This is a genomic window from Microbulbifer pacificus (assembly GCF_002959965.1).
Taxonomy (GTDB): domain Bacteria; phylum Pseudomonadota; class Gammaproteobacteria; order Pseudomonadales; family Cellvibrionaceae; genus Microbulbifer; species Microbulbifer pacificus_A.
Genome location: NZ_PREV01000026.1, coordinates 1,968,554 through 1,985,864 on the forward strand (window position 1 = coordinate 1,968,554; position 17,311 = coordinate 1,985,864).

Below are 17,311 nucleotides of genomic sequence, written 5' to 3' on the forward strand. Positions count from 1 at the left end.
CATGGCAAAGATCAACCTACTCCCCTGGCGCCAGGAATACCGGGCGCAGAAACAGAAAGAATTTCAGCAGGTCGCCGTACTGGTGGTGATTGCGGCCGGTTTTTCCGTGTTTATGTGGATGAAAACCGTGGACGCGCAGATCGCCAATCAGAACGAGCGCAACCAGCTGCTGACTACGGAAATCGCTGCCCTCGATAAGCAGGTGCGAGAGATCAAGGATCTCAAGAAGCGCCGCCAGGAATTGATTGACCGGATGCGGGTGATCCAGGAGCTGCAGGGCAACCGTCCGCTGTCGGTGCGCTACTTCGACGAAATGGTGCGAGCGGCACCAGAGGGACTGTGGCTCACCAATCTGACACGCACTGGCAAAACCCTGAAGGTTTCGGGGGTGGCGGAATCCAACAACCGGGTTTCCTCTTTTATGCGCAGCCTCGATCAGTCCGAATGGTTTGAGTCGCCCAACCTTACCGGGGTAACGGCCAAGCCGGAATTCGGTGAGCAGGCGAGCGCATTTGAGATGACGGTCAGCGTCAGCGGCCGCAAAAAAGAAGAAGATGGCGACGCCGCCAACAATGGAGCGTAACCGTGGCGCTTGAAGATACCCTCAAACAGCTGAATCAGCTGGATATCAACGATATCGACTTTTCCCGCGTCGGTGTCTGGCCTCTGGCCGGGCGCGTGGCCTTGTTGATCCTGATTGCGGCCGTCCTCGTGGGTGGCGGTTACTTTTTCATGATCAAGGATCGCTACAGTCAGCTGGAGTTCGCCGCCAACAAGGAGCGCGAACTGTTCACGCAATTCGAGCGCAAGTCCTTCGAGGCCGCCAATCTGGAAGCCTATCGCGAACAGCTGGTGGAAATGGAGGAAACGTTTGGCGCGCTGCTCAAGCAACTGCCAAAAGACACCGAGGTGCCCGGCCTGTTGGAAGACATCGATGAATTTGGTCGCGGCAGTGGCCTGACCATTCAAAAGGTCGCGCTCGAAGGGGAGCAGGTGGGCGAGTTCTACGTGGAGCTGCCCATTCGCATCGAGGTCCAGGGCGGCTACCACGAGTTTGGTGCGTTCATCAGTGGCATCGCGGGTATGCCCCGTATCGTCACCCTGCACGACTTTGATATCCAGACCAGCAAGGATGGCGCGGCGCTGCTGAACATGGTGGTGAATGCGAAAACCTATCGCTACAAGGATCAGGGGGAAGAGGGATGAAAAAATACTTCGCTCTGACCGCGGCGCTGCTGGCGCTGGCGGGTTGTAGTCTGGACGGAAGTCACGGTGACCTGCGGGATAAAATGGCGGCCGTCAAGCACAAGCCCAAGGGCCAGATTGAACCGATCCCCACGTTTACGCCATACAGCCCATACGTATACAGCGCGGCGGCTCTGCGCAGCCCGTTCATGCGCCCGATACTGGAGGCGGATCAGCGTCTGGTTGGTCGCAAGCTCGATGTCGCACCGGACCTGAACCGGCAGAAAGAGTTGCTGGAGCGCTACCCCTTCGACGCCCTCTCCATGGTGGGCACCCTGTCTCGCGGCGGCCAGCTGTGGGCACTGATCAACGACAGTGAAGGCGGTATCCACCGCATCACCATCGGCAATTACATGGGCAAAAATCACGGGCGTGTGGTCAACGCCTCATCGTCACAGATCGATGTACTGGAAATTGTGCCGGACGGCACCGGCGGCTGGATTGAACGGCCGCGGGCTCTGACTTTGGAAGAGAAGGACAACTAAAAATGATCACCAAGCAACTCACCAGCGTATTGGCGCCGGTCGCCAAGGCACTGCCGCGCCTCAAAGCGCTGCTGCTGGGCCTGCTGATTCTTCCGCTGGCGGCGCCCACTCTGGCCAGCCAGCTGAACGACATCCAGTTTTCCGAACTGCCGGGAAGCCGCTTGCAGCTTCGTCTGACGTTCAGTGACGTACCGCCGGAACCCACCGGTTATACCATTGAACAGCCCGCGCGCATTGTCATGGACTTTGCCGGGGTCGAGAGCGTGTTGCCACAGAAAAAATACAGTCTGGACATCGGTGCCGCACGCAGTGCGGTAATCGTTTCCGGCGAGGACCGCACCCGTCTGATCCTGAATCTGGATGAGCTCCCTGTGTACACCAGCGAGCGCATCGGCAACCAGGTGGTGCTGGAAGTGGGTGCCGACAGCGCGACCACCGCGAGTGTGGCCGCGGCGCCGGTGCACAGCAGTACCAATATCGGCGGCAGCGCCCAGTTCAAGGCGGCGAGCGGAGTCGGTATCCGCAATGTGGATTTCCGTCGTGGCCAGGGCGGTGAAGGCAAGGTGATTATCAGCCTGACCGACCCGGCGGTGAACATCGACGTCGAGCGTACCAAAGGCAAAATCGTGTTGACCTTCCTCGGCGCGGAGTTGCCGCCGGCACTGCGCCAGCGTCTGGATGTGACCGATTTTGCCACCCCGGTAAATGCCATCAGCGTGGATTACGATGGTCGCAACACGGTAATTACCGTGGACCCGCACGACGGTGATTACGATTACCTGGCCTATCAGGCGGACACCGAATACGTGCTTAGCGTCAAGCCGCTGACGGTGGCTCAGGTGCGTGAAAAGCAGAAGGAATTCCAGTTCAGTGGCGAGAAACTGTCATTGAACTTCCAGGACATTGAAGTGCGTTCCGTACTGCAGCTGATCGCCGATTTCACCGATCTCAATCTGGTGGCGAGTGATACCGTACAGGGCCGTATTACCCTGCGCCTCGACGGCGTGCCGTGGGATCAGGCGCTGGAGCTGATCCTGAAGGCCAAGGGGCTGGATAAGCGTCAGGAAGGCAATGTGATCATGGTGGCGCCGGCGGCTGAGATTGCCGAGCGCGAGCGCCGCGAGCTGGAAACCCGCAAGCAGCTGGAAGAGCTGGCGCCGCTGCGCACCGAGTATGTCCAAATCCGCTACGCGGATGCCCGCGAAATTTTCACCTTGTTTGTTGGTGACCGCATGGGGCAGCAAGGCGGTGCCGGTGGATTTGGTCAAGGCAATTTTGCCGGTGGACGAGATGATCAGGAGGGTCGCAGCATTCTGTCCTCCCGCGGCAGCGCCATCGTGGACGAGCGCACCAACACCATTATCCTCACCGATACCGACGACAAGATCGCCCAGTTCCGCGATCTGATCAACGCCATCGATATTCCCATCCGCCAGGTGATGATCGAGGCGCGTATAGTGACAGCCAATACCGATTTTGAGAAAAGTCTGGGGGTGCGCTGGAGTTACCTGGAGGATCACAATGTGGGTGACGACGGCATCGGTATCGGTTCCGGTCGTCAGCTCGGGCTGATATCTGATGGCGATGGCAGTGGCCCGGATCTCTCCGCTCCGCAAACCGAGCACAGCCCGATGCTGGTGGATCTGGGTATCGCCAACCCGGCGGGCAGCGTGGCCTACGCCATCCTGAAAGAAGATTTCCTGCTGGGACTCGAGTTGTCCGCGCTGGAAGATGTGGGCAAGGCAGAGATCGTTTCTCAGCCCAAAGTGGTAACCGGCGACAAGCAGGAGGCCAGCATCCGCTCCGGTGTGGAGATTCCGTATCTGGAAGCAACCTCCTCCGGTGCGGCGTCCGTGACCTTCAAGGAAGCGGTGCTGCTGCTGAACGTGACTCCGCAGATCACTCCGGACGACAACATCATCATGAATCTGAACATCGACCAGAACAGTGTTGGTGAACTGTTCACCAACGTGATTACCGGTGCGCAGATTCCGGCGATCAACGTGAACTCACTGCAGACCAAGGTTCTGGTGCGCAACGGCGAGACGATCGTGTTGGGTGGTATTTTCGAAGCGCAAACAATTGAAGGGGAGACCAAGGTGCCGTTCCTCGGGGATATCCCGTTCCTCGGTCACCTGTTCAAGCAATCCACCAAACAGGAAGACAAGCGCGAGCTGCTGATTTTCATCACTCCGCGCATCATGCAAGACGAGTTCATGTCTTTCAGCAAGTGATTACCCAGCCCATCTTTCTTGTCGGTCCCATGGGGGCCGGCAAGTCTACCATCGGCAAATTATTGGCAGCCCAGCTCGGGCTGCCTTTTGCCGATTCCGACAAGGTCATCGAAGATCGCAGCGGCGCGGATATTCCGTGGATTTTTGACGTGGAGGGCGAGGCCGGTTTTCGCCGCCGTGAGCGTGCGGTGTTACAGGACCTTTGCGAAGGTGAGTCGCAGGTGGTTGCAACCGGCGGTGGCATTGTACTGATGCCGGAGAATCGCACGCTGCTTAAACATCACGGATTCGTGGTCTACCTGCGCGCGAGCCTTGACCAGCTGGTGGAGCGCACCTCCAAAAACAGCAATCGCCCGCTGCTGCAGGTGGCGGACCCACGGGCCAAGTTGCAGGAAATTCTGCAGCAGCGCGAACGCTACTATGACGAAGTCGCCGATCTCGTGTGTGATACCGACGACTGCACACCCAAGCAGGCTGCCCAGCTTGTGGTTGACCGCCTGATGGCCGTATCCACCGGCTGAGCCTCCGCTCACTTCTCAACATTGGCGTCCCGCGGTGTTAGAGTGCGGCCTCGCCCGAATTATTTCCATTTGTTCGTTTGCCCGTTTGTGTGCTTAAGGGAGTAGCCATGCACAGTCTCGATGTCGATCTGGGTGATCGCAGTTACCCCATTCTGATTGGTTCCGGCCTGCTCGATAATCCCGCCCACTTCACCGGTGCGATCCGCGGTCGCCAGGTGCTGGTTGTCACTAACGAAACCATCGCGCCTCTGTACCTGGAAAAAGTGCTGGCCAGCCTGCAGGGGTTCAGCAAGGTGGACACTGTGCTGCTGCCCGATGGCGAAGCTTTCAAGACGCTGGATACACTCAACCGGATTTTCGATGCGCTGCTGGAAAAACGCCACGACCGCAGCACCACTATCATCGCTCTGGGCGGCGGTGTGGTGGGTGATATGAGTGGCTTTGCCGCCGCCTGCTATCAGCGCGGTGTGGATTTTGTACAGGTTCCTACTACATTGCTCTCGCAGGTGGATTCCTCGGTAGGCGGCAAGACCGGGGTCAACCATCCGCTTGGCAAGAACATGATCGGTGCTTTCTACCAGCCGCAGATGGTACTGATCGATATCGATACGCTGACCACGCTGCCGGATCGCGAACTGTCCGCCGGTCTCGCAGAGGTCATCAAATACGGCATGATCTGCGATGCGCCATTCTTCCGCTGGCTGGAACAGAATATGGATGCGCTGCTGGCACGCGATCCCGCGGCACTGGCGTATGCGGTAGAGCGCAGCTGCGCGGACAAGGCCGCGGTGGTAGCGGAAGATGAGCGCGAATCCGGACGCCGGGCCATTCTCAATTTCGGCCACACCTTCGGTCATGCCATCGAGGCGGTACAGGGCTACGGCAAATGGTTGCATGGTGAGGCGGTCGCGGCGGGGATGGCGATGGCCGCCGAGCTGTCACGGCTGAGTGGCTGGATCTCTGCAGACGACGTGCGTCGATTGCGTACGCTGCTAACCAGGGCCAGTCTGCCGCAACAATCCCCTGAAGATATGGCCGTTAACGATTATCTCCAGGCGATGTCAGTGGATAAAAAGGTGCAGGATGGCAAATTGCGCCTTGTGCTGTTGCGCGCCATTGGGGATGCGCAGATTGTTGCCGATACTCCCAGAGATCAGCTGATAGAAGCTTTGCGCGCCTGTGGTGCGCGGTGACAGTTTTGTAGTTTTTTTACCAGAATGAGGATTCTTTGACATAAATGGATTTCTGGAGAAGATAAATCGGTTAAGTGGCATGTCAACAGCGAAAAAAACTGGCGAATCTTGCAATTGCAGGGGCTCGCTTGTAATATTGCGCGCCCCCTCGGTAAAAGCCGGGGAAATGAGCCGATAACAACAAGCCCAGGCTCGCAGCAAGCGAGTAATACCAAAGCCCCTAACGCGGGCTTTTTTTGTCACTGGGGATCTGAAAAACCAGTGAAATCTGCGGCGCCTTTGGCTCGACAGTAGATAAATATACCCCCGAAGGCAGTTTCCGGACTGTGAACCGATGGGCAGCCTGAAAATGGCGCCATCAAGGCGTAAGGGGGTAGCGATAACACTTTGAGGATTTCTATGGGTAGCGGTCTGTATCGATTGGATGAGTTCAAAGATAACTGTGGCTTTGGACTGATTGCCCACCTGAAGGGTGAAACCAGCCACAAGTTACTGCAGACGGCGATTGAGTCGCTGACCTGCATGACTCACCGCGGCGGTATCGCCGCCGACGGCAAAACCGGGGATGGCTGCGGCCTGCTGCTGCAGAAGCCGGATAGTTTCCTGCGCGCGGTGGCCAAGGAAAGTTTTGGCGGAGAGCTGACCGACAGCTACGCGGTGGGTGCCATCATGCTGCCACTGGACGACGCCAAGGCGGCAGACGCGCGCGCCATTCTCGAGCGAGAAGTGGAGGCCCAAGGCCTGAAAGTGGCGGGCTGGCGCCCGGTACCCACCAATGCCGATTGCCTGGGCCCGATCGCGCGCCAGTCGCTGCCGCGTTTCGAACACCTGTTGATCAACGACGCCGAGCAGCCGTTGGGCGACCAGAAATTTGCCGCGCGCCTGTTCGTGATTCGTCGCAAGGCCGAGCAGCAGTTGGGTGACGATACCTATATCGCGAGCCTCTCCACCGGTGTCGTGTCCTACAAGGGGCTGATGATGCCGGCGGACCTGCCGGCGTTCTTCCCGGATCTGGCGGACCCGCGTCTGGAAACCGCCATCTGTGTGTTCCACCAGCGCTTTTCCACCAACACCATGCCGCGCTGGCCGCTGGCGCAACCGTTCCGCATGCTTGCGCACAACGGTGAGATCAACACCGTTACCGGCAACCGCAACTGGTCCGTGGCGCGCACACCCAAATTCAACACTGAACTACTGCCGGAACTGAACGAGCTGGCGCCGCTGGTGAACCGCACCGGTTCCGACTCCTCCAGTCTCGACAACATGCTCGAACTGCTGATGGCGGGCGGTATCGACATGCACCGCGCCATCCGCATGCTGGTACCGCCGGCGTGGCAGAACGTGGACACCATGGACTCCGAACTGCGCGCCTTCTATGAATACAATTCCATGCATATGGAGCCCTGGGACGGTCCTGCCGGTCTGGTGCTGACCGACGGCCGCTACGCCGTATGTACCCTCGACCGCAACGGCCTGCGCCCGTCCCGCTGGGTGATCACCAAGGACGACTTCATCACTGTGGCGTCCGAAGTGGGCACTTACGCCTACGATCCGGCGGATGTGGTCGCCAAGGGGCGTCTCGGCCCGGGCCAGATCCTGTCCGTGGATACTCTGGAAGGAAAGCTGCGCCACACCGCGGAAGTGGATGGCGAGCTGAAGAAGGCCCACCCCTACAAGCAGTGGCTGAAGGGCAAGGCGCGCCGCATCCGTTCCACCCTGGTGACCGCGCCGGTGGACAACAACTTCTCGTTCGAACAGTTCAAGGTTTACCAGAAGCTGTTCAGCTCCTCCCTGGAGGAGCGCGACCAGGTGATCCGCCCGCTGGCGGAATCCGGCCAGGAAGCTGTGGGCTCCATGGGCGACGACACCCCGATGGCGGTGTTGTCCCAGGGTAATCGCTGCCTGTACGACTTTTTCCGTCAGCAGTTCGCGCAGGTCACCAACCCGCCCATCGACCCGCTGCGGGAAACCATCGTCATGTCCCTGGAGACCTGCCTGGGCCGTGAAAAATCCGTGTTCGAAGAAACGCCCGAGCACGCCGATCGCGTGATTCTGTCGTCGCCGGTACTCTCGCACATGAAGTACACCGCGCTGCTGGATCTCGGTCGCGAGGAGTTCAAGGCGAAGGTCTTCGACCTGAATTACGACCCGGCGCAACTGGATCTTAAGGGCGCCATCGAAAAGCTGTGCGCCGACGTCGCCGACTCCGTGCGCAGGGAAGGCACCGTGATCGTGGTGCTGTCAGACCGCAATATCGAAGCGGGCAAGCTGCCCATCGACGCGCTGCTCGCCACCGGCGCGGTGCATCACCACCTGGTGCACAATGGCCTGCGCTGCGACTCCAACGTGGTAGTGGACACCGCCACCGCGCGCGACTCGCACCAGCTGGCGTGTTTGATCGGCGTGGGCGCCACCGCGGTGCACCCGTATTTCTCCTACAGCATTATCAACCACCTGATCGAAACCGGTGAGTTGCTGCTGGATGCTGCCACCGCGCAGAAAAATTATCGCAACGGCGTCATCAAGGGCCTGTTGAAGATCCTGTCGAAGATGGGTATCTCCGCAGTGGCGTCCTATCGCGGTGCGCTGCTGTTCGAGCTGGTGGGCCTGTCCCAGGACGTGATCGACCTGTGCTTCCCGGAAGCGCCCGCCCGTGTGCTTGGCGCCGGCTTTGCCGAGCTGGAAGACGACATGCGCGCGCGCGCCGAGCTGGCGTGGAAACCGCGCAAGCAGGTTTCTCCCGGCGGCCTGCACAAGTTTGTGTACGGCCAGGAATACCACGCGTTCAACCCGGATGTGGTCAAGACGCTGCAGGAGGCGGTGCGCTCCGGCGACTACAGCGCCTGGCGGGACTACGCGACGCTGGTGAACCAGCGCCCCGTGGCTACTCTGCGCGATCTGCTGGGCCTGAAAAAAGATGTGCAGCCGATTCCGCTCAGCGAAGTGGAGCCGGTGGAAAACATTCTGCGCCGCTTCGACAGCGCCGCCATGTCTCTCGGCGCGCTGTCGCCGGAGGCCCACGAATCCCTTGCCCAGGCCATGAACCGCCTCGGCGGTCGCTCCAACAGCGGTGAGGGCGGTGAGGACCCGGCGCGCTACGGCACCGACAAGGTGTCCAAGATCAAGCAGATTGCCTCCGGCCGTTTCGGCGTCACCCCGCACTATCTGGTGAACGCGGAAGTACTGCAGATCAAGGTGGCCCAGGGCGCCAAGCCCGGTGAGGGTGGCCAGCTCCCCGGCGGCAAAGTGAACGAACTGATCGCGCGTCTGCGTTATTCCGTGCCCGGTGTGACCCTGATTTCCCCGCCGCCGCACCACGACATCTATTCGATCGAGGATCTGGCGCAGCTGATCTACGACCTCAAGCAGGTCAATCCGGATGCGCTGGTATCGGTGAAACTGGTATCGCGCCCCGGCGTCGGCACCATTGCCGCCGGTGTGGCCAAGGCCTACGCGGACCTGATCACCATTTCCGGTTACGACGGCGGCACCGCGGCGAGCCCGATTACCTCCATTCGCTACGCCGGCTCTCCCTGGGAGCTGGGTCTGGCGGAAACCCACCAGACCCTGTGCGCCAACGACCTGCGTGGCAAGGTACGGGTACAGACCGACGGCGGTCTGAAGAGCGGTCTCGACGTGGTCAAGGCGGCGATTCTCGGCGCCGAGAGTTTCGGTTTCGGCACCGCGCCGATGGTGGCGCTGGGGTGTAAATACCTGCGCATCTGCCACCTGAACAACTGCGCCACCGGGGTGGCCACCCAGAACAAGGATCTGCGCGACGAGCACTACATCGGCACCGTGGAAATGGCGATGAACTTCTTCAGGTTCGTGGCCGAGGAAACCCGCGAGTGGATGGCGAGCCTCGGGGTGCGTTCCATCGAGGAGCTGGTGGGCCGTGTGGATCTGCTGGAGACCCTCGAGGGTCAGACTGCCAAGCAGAAGACCCTGGACCTGTCGCCGCTGCTGCACACCGATGCGCTGCTCGACAGCAAGCCGCAGACCTGCCAGCAGCCGAAGAACGAGCCCTGGGACAAGGGGCTGCTCGCCGAGCGCATGGTGGCGGAAACACTGTCCGCTATCGAAAACCTGTCCGGCGGTGAGTTCAGTTTCAAACTGACCAACTGCGACCGCTCCATCGGTGCGCGCCTTTCTGGTGAAATCGCCAAGCGCCACGGCAACCAGGGCATGGTGGATGCACCGATCAAGCTGAACCTTACCGGTGTTGCCGGACAGTCCTTTGGTGTGTGGAACGCCGGTGGCCTGGAGATGTATCTGGAAGGTGACGCCAACGATTACGTGGGCAAGGGCATGGCCGGCGGCAAGCTGGTGATCCGTCCGCCCAGGGGCAGCAACTTCAAGTCCGAGGACACCAGTATCATCGGCAACACCTGCCTGTACGGCGCCACCGGCGGCAAACTGTTTGCCTCCGGCTGTGCCGGCGAGCGCTTTGGGGTGCGCAACTCCGGCGCCTTTGCGGTAGTGGAAGGCGCGGGTGATCACTGCTGTGAATACATGACCGGCGGCATGATCGCGGTGCTCGGCAAGACCGGGGTCAACTTCGGTGCCGGGATGACCGGTGGCTTTGCCTACGTGCTGGATATGGATCGTGACTTCTTCGACAAGTGCAACCACGAGCTGATCGAGCTGCGCCGTATCAGCAGCGAGGCACTGGAGGAATACCAGAGCCACCTGCGCGAAGTGATCGAGGAGTTCGTCGCCGAGACCGGCAGCGCCTGGGGCCAGGAATTGCTGGACAACCTCGACGACTACCTCAACAAGTTCTGGCTGGTGAAGCCGAAGGCCGCCAGTCTCGCCGGACTGCTGTCCGATGTACGCAAGCGCGGCGAATAAGGGGGAGATTTACCTATGTCACAGCGTCTGAACAACGATTTCCAGTTTATCGACGTTGGCCGGGTCGACCCCGCCAAGAAAGACATCATTACCCGCACCAACCAGTTCGTGGAGATCTACCAGCCGTTCACCGAGCGGCAGGTGGCCAGCCAGGCGCACCGCTGCCTGGACTGCGGCAACCCCTACTGCGAGTGGAAGTGCCCGGTACACAATTACATCCCGAACTGGCTGCGCCTGATCAGTGAGGGCAACATCATGGAGGCGGCGGAGCTCTGTCACCAGACCAACTCCCTGCCGGAAGTATGTGGCCGCGTGTGCCCGCAGGATCGCCTGTGTGAAGGCGCCTGTACCCTGAACGACGGTTTCGGTGCGGTGACCATCGGCAACGCCGAAAAATACATTACCGACACCGCGTTTGCGCTGGGCTGGCGCCCGGACATGAGCGCGGTGACCAAGACCGACAAGCGCGTGGCCATCGTCGGTGCCGGCCCAGCGGGTCTCGCCTGTGCCGACGTGCTGGTGCGCAACGGTGTGCAGCCGGTGGTGTTCGACAAGCATCCGGAAATTGGCGGCCTGCTGACCTTCGGTATCCCCGAGTTCAAGCTGGAAAAATCCGTGATGCAGCAGCGCCGCGCCATCTTTACCGAGATGGGGGTGGAGTTCTGCCTGGAAACCGAGATTGGCAAGGACATCACCTTCGACCAGCTGATGGCCGACTACGACGCAGTGTTCCTCGGCATGGGGACCTACAACTACATGAAGGGCGGTTTCCCCGGTGAGGACCTGCCGGGGGTGTACGATGCGCTGCCGTTCCTGATTTCCAACGTCAACCGCAACATGGGCTGGGAGAAGAACGCTGAGGACTTCATCTCCGTGGACGGCAAGCGTGTGGTGGTGCTCGGCGGCGGCGATACCGCGATGGACTGTAACCGCACCTCCATCCGCCAGGGCGCCAAGCGCGTGACCTGTGCCTACCGCCGCGACGAAGAGAATATGCCCGGTTCCCGCCGCGAGGTGGCGAACGCCAAGGAAGAGGGCGTGCGCTTCCTGTTTAATCGCCAGCCGGTGGAAATCGTCGGCGATGGCAAGGTGGAAGGTGTGAAAGTGGTCACCACCCAGCTGGGTGAGCCTGATGAGAAAGGCCGCCGCCGCCCGGAGGTGGTGCCCGATTCCGAGCAGGTCATCCCCGCGGATGTGGTGCTAGTGGCCTTCGGCTTCCGCCCGAGCCCGGCGAACTGGTTCGGTGACCACAATATCGCCGTGGCCGAGTGGGGTGGTGTGGTGGCGCCGGAACAACAGAAGTTCAAGTTCCAGACCAGCAATGAGAAGGTCTTTGCCGGCGGCGACATGGTGCGCGGCTCTGACCTGGTGGTTACCGCGATCTGGGAAGGTCGCCAGGCTGCCGAGGGTATTCTCGACTACCTGAATGTCTGATCGCCGACTGGCGATAGAAATGAAAAAGGGGCGCTGAGCGCCCCTTTTTCATTTGTGCTGAAAGCGGATGGGTCACACCACCATATAGCCCAATACCACAAAGCCCACACTGGCTATGATCGCTGCCAGGATGGCGTAGGGCAGCTGGGTCAGCGCGTGGCTCATTACGGTGCAGCCACTGCCCTGGGCTGCCAGCACCGTGGCGTCGCCGTAGAAGCAGGCGTGGCTGCCGAAGGCGCTCGCCGAGAGCAGTGCGCCGAGCGCCAGTGGCAGCGGGCAGCCCACGGCCTGGGCCAGCGGGATGATGATGGGAATGGTGATGGTGAAAATGCCCCAGGACGAGCCGGTGGCAAACGAGATCAGCGACATGGACAGGAACGCCAGCAGCGGCAGCCACTGGGCGGTCATCAGCGGTTTCAGGGTTTCGATCACATACTGCGGCATGCCCAGACTGTCATTCACCGACTTGAACATAAACGCCGCCACGATGATGGAGAGCGCCGGAATCATCAGCTTGAAGCCGTCCATCATGGTATCCAGCATTTCGTTCCAGCCGATGACTTTCTGCAACCCGAACAGCGGAATGGTGATGGCCAGTGCGATGATGACGCCTTTCAGTACGTCGATGTCGTAATACCAGCTGAAAAACAGCAGGCTAATGATCGGGATGATGAAGTTCCACGCGTGGTGACGGGCTCCAACCGGCGCCGGGCCGGCGGCACTCGCCGGCAGCTCGTCGGCGGAAATCTGCGGAGTGCCGGCCGCCGCCAGCGCCTCGGCGCGTTTCATCGGGCCGATCAGCGGGATGCGACCGGTAGCGACCAATGGCACCAGCAGCAGGGCCAGCCAGGAATAGAGCATGAACGGGATCGCGCTCATGTACATGCTGATACCCTCGCCCTGCTCGGCGATACTGGCCGACTCCAATATGCCGGAAAAGAACACTGCCCAGGTGGAAATGGGCACCAGAAAACACGCCGGCGCCGCGGTGGAGTCGGCGATGTACGCCAGCATCTGCCGGGATACCTTGAACTTGTCGGTGACCTTCTTCATCGACGCGCCGACCGCCAGCGCGTTCAGGTAATCGTCGATAAAAATCACCAGCCCCAGGAACCAGGTGCTGAGCAGCGCGCGGTTGCGGGTATTGGCGCGGTTGGCGAGCAGGTCCGCGAAGGCGTTGGCGGCGCCGGAGCGGATCAGCAGTGCAATCAGACTGCCGAACAGGCCGCACACAAGGATGACCCAGCCGATGGTCTCATCGGCCATCACCGACAGGGCGGTTTCGGTCAGCGGGGTCATGATGTCGCGTGGGTCGAGCATGGCCAGTGCGAGTATGACGCCGGTGATCAGGGCGGCTACCGGACGCTTGGTAATCACGGCGGTGGCAACCACGGCAATAGTGGGGATCAGGCTGAGTGCGCCATAAGTTTCCATTCAATCGCTCATCGTTCAAAAAGAAAAAGTATCCGGCAGCCGCGGCCAGTGCCATCCACCGAATGTGAGTGGAAGCGGGGGCATCATTGCCTGAGCGATGGCGGGCGGTCGGGGTTCGGGTAACGCAGGTTGCGCCAGGGTGGGAGCCGTGGGGCGCGTTATTGTACGTGACGTTTGGCAGATCTGTATCCGCAAGAGTTTTGTTTTCCGCTGCCGCGAACGGCTACAATAGCCGCCTTTTTAGCCAGCACCTCGCTGTGTCGACACGCCCACAGAGATTCCCATGTCAGAGACTGCCTTCGCGCCCCTGAAAAACGACCGTTTCCTGCGCGCCCTGCAGCGCCAGCCCGTTGATCGCACGCCCATGTGGATGATGCGCCAGGCCGGTCGCTATCTGCCTGAATATCGCGCCACCCGAGCCAAAGCCGGCACCTTTATGGATCTGTGCCGCAACACCGAGCTCGCCTGTGAGGTGACCTTGCAGCCTCTGGAGCGCTACCCGCTGGATGCGGCGATCCTGTTTTCCGACATTCTTACCATCCCTGACGCCATGGGGCTCGGTCTCTATTTCGAGGAGGGTGAAGGCCCGAAATTCAAGAAGCCTGTGCGCACCAGCGCGGATATCGCCGCGCTGGAAGTCGTCGATACTGCACGTGACCTGGATTATGTCACCAATGCCGTGACGGCCATTCGACGCGAACTGAACGGCCGGGTGCCACTGATCGGCTTTTCCGGCAGCCCCTGGACCCTTGCCACCTATATGGTGGAGGGCGGTTCCAGCCGGGATTTCGCGCGCACCAAGGAAATGCTCTACAACCGCCCGCAAGATCTGCACCAATTGCTGACGGTGCTGGCGGATTCGGTGATCGACTACCTCAACGCCCAGATTCGCGCCGGCGCCCAGGCAGTGCAGATTTTTGATTCCTGGGGTGGGGCACTCAGCCACTCGGCTTACCAGGAGTTTTCCCTGCAATATATGGCCCGCATTCTGCAGGGACTGGTGCGAGAGCACGATGGACGCCGGGTGCCGGTGATTCTGTTCACCAAGGGCGGAGGCCAGTGGCTGGAGCTGATGGCGGACACCGGCGCCGATGCCCTTGGCCTGGACTGGACCACCGATATTGGCCGCGCCCGTGCCCGGGTCGGCGACCGGGTGGCGCTGCAGGGTAACCTGGACCCGGCCATTTTGCTGGCGAACCCGGCACGTATCCGCGAGGAAGTGGCGCAGGTGCTGGCGGGGTTCGGCCGGGGCAGCGGGCATATTTTCAACCTGGGGCACGGCGTCACCCCCCAGGTTGACCCGGCCCATGCCGGCGCCATGTTCGACGCCGTGGCGGAACTTTCTCCCCAGTATCACCGGTAATGGGGTGAAAAGTTGGTGCGTAAGTGCTTGCTGACAGATTTTCCGTGATGTCTGTCACGAATAAACTGTCAACCGGCGAGTAGACTTGTGTGAAAATTCAGCCCCGCTCCGGTTTCGCCGGTGCGGGGTCTTTGGTGTGCCGGTTGCGCCGTTATCGCCGGCGCCCGAGAGCGCAAAACAGAAAACAAAAACGCGGCAGCTGACTAGTGGCAATAGAACAGGCGAAGGTATTCGTTGAAGACCTGCAGCGGGGCATGTTTGTGTCCCGCCTCGATCGCCCGTGGACGCGTACTCCCTTCGCCCTGCAGGGCTTCTATATTCGCGACCTGGAGGAAATCCGCCAGCTGCAGAAATACTGCCGTTATGTCTATGTGGATGTGATCAAAAGCGTAGGTGATGTGGGCGTCAAGCTGCGCAAGATCACCCGCGCTGCTGGTGAGTCGAGCGGCAATCAGCAGGCCGCGTCTGCCAAGGGCGGTTACCACCGGATTCCCGTCGCCATCCATTGCAAGCCTGTGCAGGTGCGCCACAACAGCTATGCGGCGCCCGAGCCCGTGCGCAAAGAGGCCGCCAGGGCCAGGCAGCTGCATGACCGTATCATTCGCGGTATGCACGAGGTTATGGTGCAGTTGAAAGCGGACAGGCCGCTGCCTACCACCCAGGTGAGCCAGACCGTAGGCCTGATGGTAGACAGCGTCTTGCGCAGTCCCGATGCATTTTCGTGGCTGGCACGGGTGCGGGATAAGGACGAGCACACTTACAGTCACTCTGTGCGCGCCTGTGTCTGGGCGGTGGTATTCGGGCGCCACATTGGCCTGCGCCGCGTGGAGCTGGTTCAACTCGGGGTGGCGACCCTGCTGAAAGATGTCGGCAAACTGTTCCTGCCTGACGAAGTGTTGAAAGCGGAAAAACGCAATCCTCGAGCGGAGCTCGAATATCGCAAGTTCGTGGATTACAGCGTGAAGCTGTTGTCCAGTGACCCGAGCATCGATCAGCAGATTCTTAATACCGTGCAGGCCCATAAAGAGCAGTACGATGGCAGCGGTTACCCACGCGGCCTGCGCGGTGGTCAGATCCCGGTGTTGGCACGTCTGTGCGGTATCGTCACCTTCTACGATGAAGCCACCAACCCGCGTGGCGCAGAGTTCCCGGTGCCGCCGTCAAAAGCGGTGTCGCAGCTGTATGAGCTGCGCAACTGTGCCTTTCAGGAGCAGCTGGTGGTGGAATTTATCCAGTCCATTGGTCTGTATCCGACCGGTACCCAGGTAGAGCTTTCTACCGGTGAACTTGCCGTAGTGGTTGAACAGAGTCACCAGCGACGATTAAAGCCGAAGGTGATGGTGGTGACCGACCGCGAGAAAAAACTGCTGGAGAAACCGCGCCTGTTTGATATGGCTGCGGACGATGACCGCAAACAGGCATTGGTGAGCAAGGGTAAAAAGTCTCTGGCGGAGGTGGGGTTGATTACCATCACCCAGGATCTCGATCCCAGCCGGTTTCCGCAGATCGATGTGGCCAAGGTGCGCGATCAGTACCTGTGCGAGCAACGTCTGCCATCGTTTATCGCGCGCTTCCTGCCCGGTCGTTAAGGCCGCCTATCCTGCTTCACTGATCTGCGGCATCTGTCCATGGGGCTGCAGGCGTGTGCCCCGCGCGGATTATGCGGGGCTTGCTGGTATCAGTTCAGATTTCCAAAATGCTCGCCCATTTTCACCGGCGTTTCCGCGGTGAGTTCTTCCAGCCAGTTCACTTTGTCGGCGCCAAACAGCAGTACTACGGTGGAGCCGAGTTTGAAGCGTCCCATTTCTTCACCTTTTTTCAGCGCGATGGGTTTCTGCTCGTCATAGCGGGTGGTGCGGATCTGGCGTTTGAGTGGTGCGACCTGTCCCGCCCATACGGTTTCGATGGCGGCGACGATCATGGCGCCGACGAGGATCATGGCCATGGGGCCGGCGGCGGTATCAAAAATACACACTAGGCGTTCGTTGCGGGCGAACAGGCGAGGGACGTTTTCGGCGGTGGTGGTATTTACTGAGAAGAGTTCGCCGGGGACGTAGATCATGCGTTGCAGTACACCGTCCAGCGGCATGTGGACGCGGTGGTAGTCTTTGGGTGACAGGTAGATGGTTGCGAATTTGCCGCCGGTGAATTGCGCGGCCACTTCGGGGTCGCCACCGACGAGTTCGAGCAGGCTGTAGTCCTGGCCTTTGGCCTGGAAGATGCGGCCGTTGTGGATTTCTCCCAACTGGCTGATGGCGCCGTCGGCGCAGCCTGCGATGGTGTTTTCACCCGCGACAATGGGGCGGGCACCTTCTTTCAATGCGCGGGTGAAGAAGTCGTTGAAGCAGGTGTATGCGGTGTAGTCCTCTTCCAGCGCTTCGCTCATGTCGACTTTATATTTTTCCACAAACCATTTGGTGAACGGGTTTTTGATGCCGCCGATGCGGGTTTCGGCGAGCCAGCCCGCAGCGCGTGAGAGCAGGTGCTGGGGAGTGATGTATTGCAGGAAGATAAACAGTTTCGGGTTCATTGGGTTTGTGTAATCCCGTTG

The 17,311-nt window shown here is 60.3% G+C and carries 12 protein-coding genes; 10 read left to right on the top strand and 2 right to left on the bottom strand.

From position 1 onward, the window contains the following. The first annotated feature begins 1 nt into the window (after position 1). The 8 genes from C3938_RS08825 to C3938_RS08860 all read left to right on the top strand — a co-directional run bounded on the left by C3938_RS08825 (position 2) and on the right by C3938_RS08860 (position 11,963). Positions 2-583: a PilN domain-containing protein gene (locus C3938_RS08825; protein ID WP_105102776.1), complete on the top strand. Its 582-nt coding sequence runs from the start codon at positions 2-4 to the stop codon at positions 581-583. Positions 584-585: 2 nt separating this feature from the next. Further along, positions 586-1,206 (top strand): type 4a pilus biogenesis protein PilO, encoded by a 621-nt coding sequence (locus C3938_RS08830; RefSeq protein WP_105102777.1) that lies wholly within the window; start codon positions 586-588, stop codon positions 1,204-1,206. Beyond that, complete coding sequence (locus tag C3938_RS08835; protein WP_105102778.1) at positions 1,203-1,730, top strand: pilus assembly protein PilP; 528 nt, start codon at positions 1,203-1,205, stop codon at positions 1,728-1,730. The genes C3938_RS08830 and C3938_RS08835 overlap by 4 nt, the downstream gene beginning before the upstream one ends. Positions 1,731-1,732: 2 nt before the next feature. Further along, entirely contained in the window at positions 1,733-3,964 is a 2,232-nt protein-coding gene (gene pilQ, locus C3938_RS08840) for a type IV pilus secretin PilQ (protein ID WP_105102779.1), read from the top strand. Continuing rightward, the gene (aroK, locus tag C3938_RS08845; protein WP_199775574.1) at positions 3,964-4,485 is read left to right on the top strand and encodes a shikimate kinase AroK; all 522 of its coding nucleotides are present in this window, start codon (positions 3,964-3,966) and stop codon (positions 4,483-4,485) included. The genes pilQ and aroK overlap by 1 nt, the downstream gene beginning before the upstream one ends. A gap of 107 nt (positions 4,486-4,592) precedes the next feature. Next, positions 4,593-5,678 carry a 3-dehydroquinate synthase gene (gene aroB / locus C3938_RS08850; RefSeq protein ID WP_105102781.1) on the top strand — a complete coding sequence of 362 codons (1,086 nt, stop codon included), beginning with the start codon at positions 4,593-4,595 and terminating at the stop codon, positions 5,676-5,678. A 399-nt stretch (positions 5,679-6,077) separates the two neighbouring features. Beyond that, complete coding sequence (gene gltB, locus C3938_RS08855; RefSeq protein ID WP_105102782.1) at positions 6,078-10,529, top strand: glutamate synthase large subunit; 4,452 nt, start codon at positions 6,078-6,080, stop codon at positions 10,527-10,529. 15 nt (positions 10,530-10,544) lie between these two features. Next, positions 10,545-11,963, top strand: a complete 1,419-nt coding sequence (locus C3938_RS08860; protein ID WP_105102783.1) for an FAD-dependent oxidoreductase — start codon at positions 10,545-10,547, stop codon at positions 11,961-11,963. 72 nt (positions 11,964-12,035) lie between these two features. Here C3938_RS08860 and C3938_RS08865 read toward each other — a convergent pair whose 3' ends face one another. Then, entirely contained in the window at positions 12,036-13,397 is a 1,362-nt protein-coding gene (locus C3938_RS08865) for a Na+/H+ antiporter NhaC family protein (protein ID WP_105102784.1), read from the bottom strand. Between the two features lie 283 nt (positions 13,398-13,680). Between C3938_RS08865 and hemE the strand changes: the two genes are divergently transcribed. Together hemE and C3938_RS08875 are read left to right on the top strand one after the other, a co-directional pair. Further along, entirely contained in the window at positions 13,681-14,760 is a 1,080-nt protein-coding gene (hemE, locus tag C3938_RS08870; RefSeq protein WP_105102785.1) for a uroporphyrinogen decarboxylase, read from the top strand. Positions 14,761-14,966: 206 nt separating this feature from the next. Next, complete coding sequence (locus C3938_RS08875; RefSeq protein WP_105102786.1) at positions 14,967-16,349, top strand: HD-GYP domain-containing protein; 1,383 nt, start codon at positions 14,967-14,969, stop codon at positions 16,347-16,349. An 89-nt stretch (positions 16,350-16,438) separates the two neighbouring features. On the opposite strand, the gene asd is transcribed toward C3938_RS08875, so the two are convergent. After that, a complete protein-coding gene (gene asd / locus C3938_RS08880; protein ID WP_105102787.1) occupies positions 16,439-17,290 on the bottom strand; it encodes an archaetidylserine decarboxylase in 852 nt (283 codons plus the stop codon). Positions 17,291-17,311 lie beyond the last annotated feature (21 nt).

Coding starts and splice junctions, on each gene's coding strand:
- C3938_RS08865 (WP_105102784.1), bottom strand. CDS start 13,397: ATGGAAACTTATGGCGCACTCAGCCTGATCCCCACTATTGCCGTGGTT.
- C3938_RS08825 (WP_105102776.1), top strand. CDS start 2: ATGGCAAAGATCAACCTACTCCCCTGGCGCCAGGAATACCGGGCGCAG.
- asd (WP_105102787.1), bottom strand. CDS start 17,290: ATGAACCCGAAACTGTTTATCTTCCTGCAATACATCACTCCCCAGCAC.
- gltB (WP_105102782.1), top strand. CDS start 6,078: ATGGGTAGCGGTCTGTATCGATTGGATGAGTTCAAAGATAACTGTGGC.
- hemE (WP_105102785.1), top strand. CDS start 13,681: ATGTCAGAGACTGCCTTCGCGCCCCTGAAAAACGACCGTTTCCTGCGC.
- C3938_RS08835 (WP_105102778.1), top strand. CDS start 1,203: ATGAAAAAATACTTCGCTCTGACCGCGGCGCTGCTGGCGCTGGCGGGT.
- pilQ (WP_105102779.1), top strand. CDS start 1,733: ATGATCACCAAGCAACTCACCAGCGTATTGGCGCCGGTCGCCAAGGCA.
- aroB (WP_105102781.1), top strand. CDS start 4,593: ATGCACAGTCTCGATGTCGATCTGGGTGATCGCAGTTACCCCATTCTG.
- C3938_RS08860 (WP_105102783.1), top strand. CDS start 10,545: ATGTCACAGCGTCTGAACAACGATTTCCAGTTTATCGACGTTGGCCGG.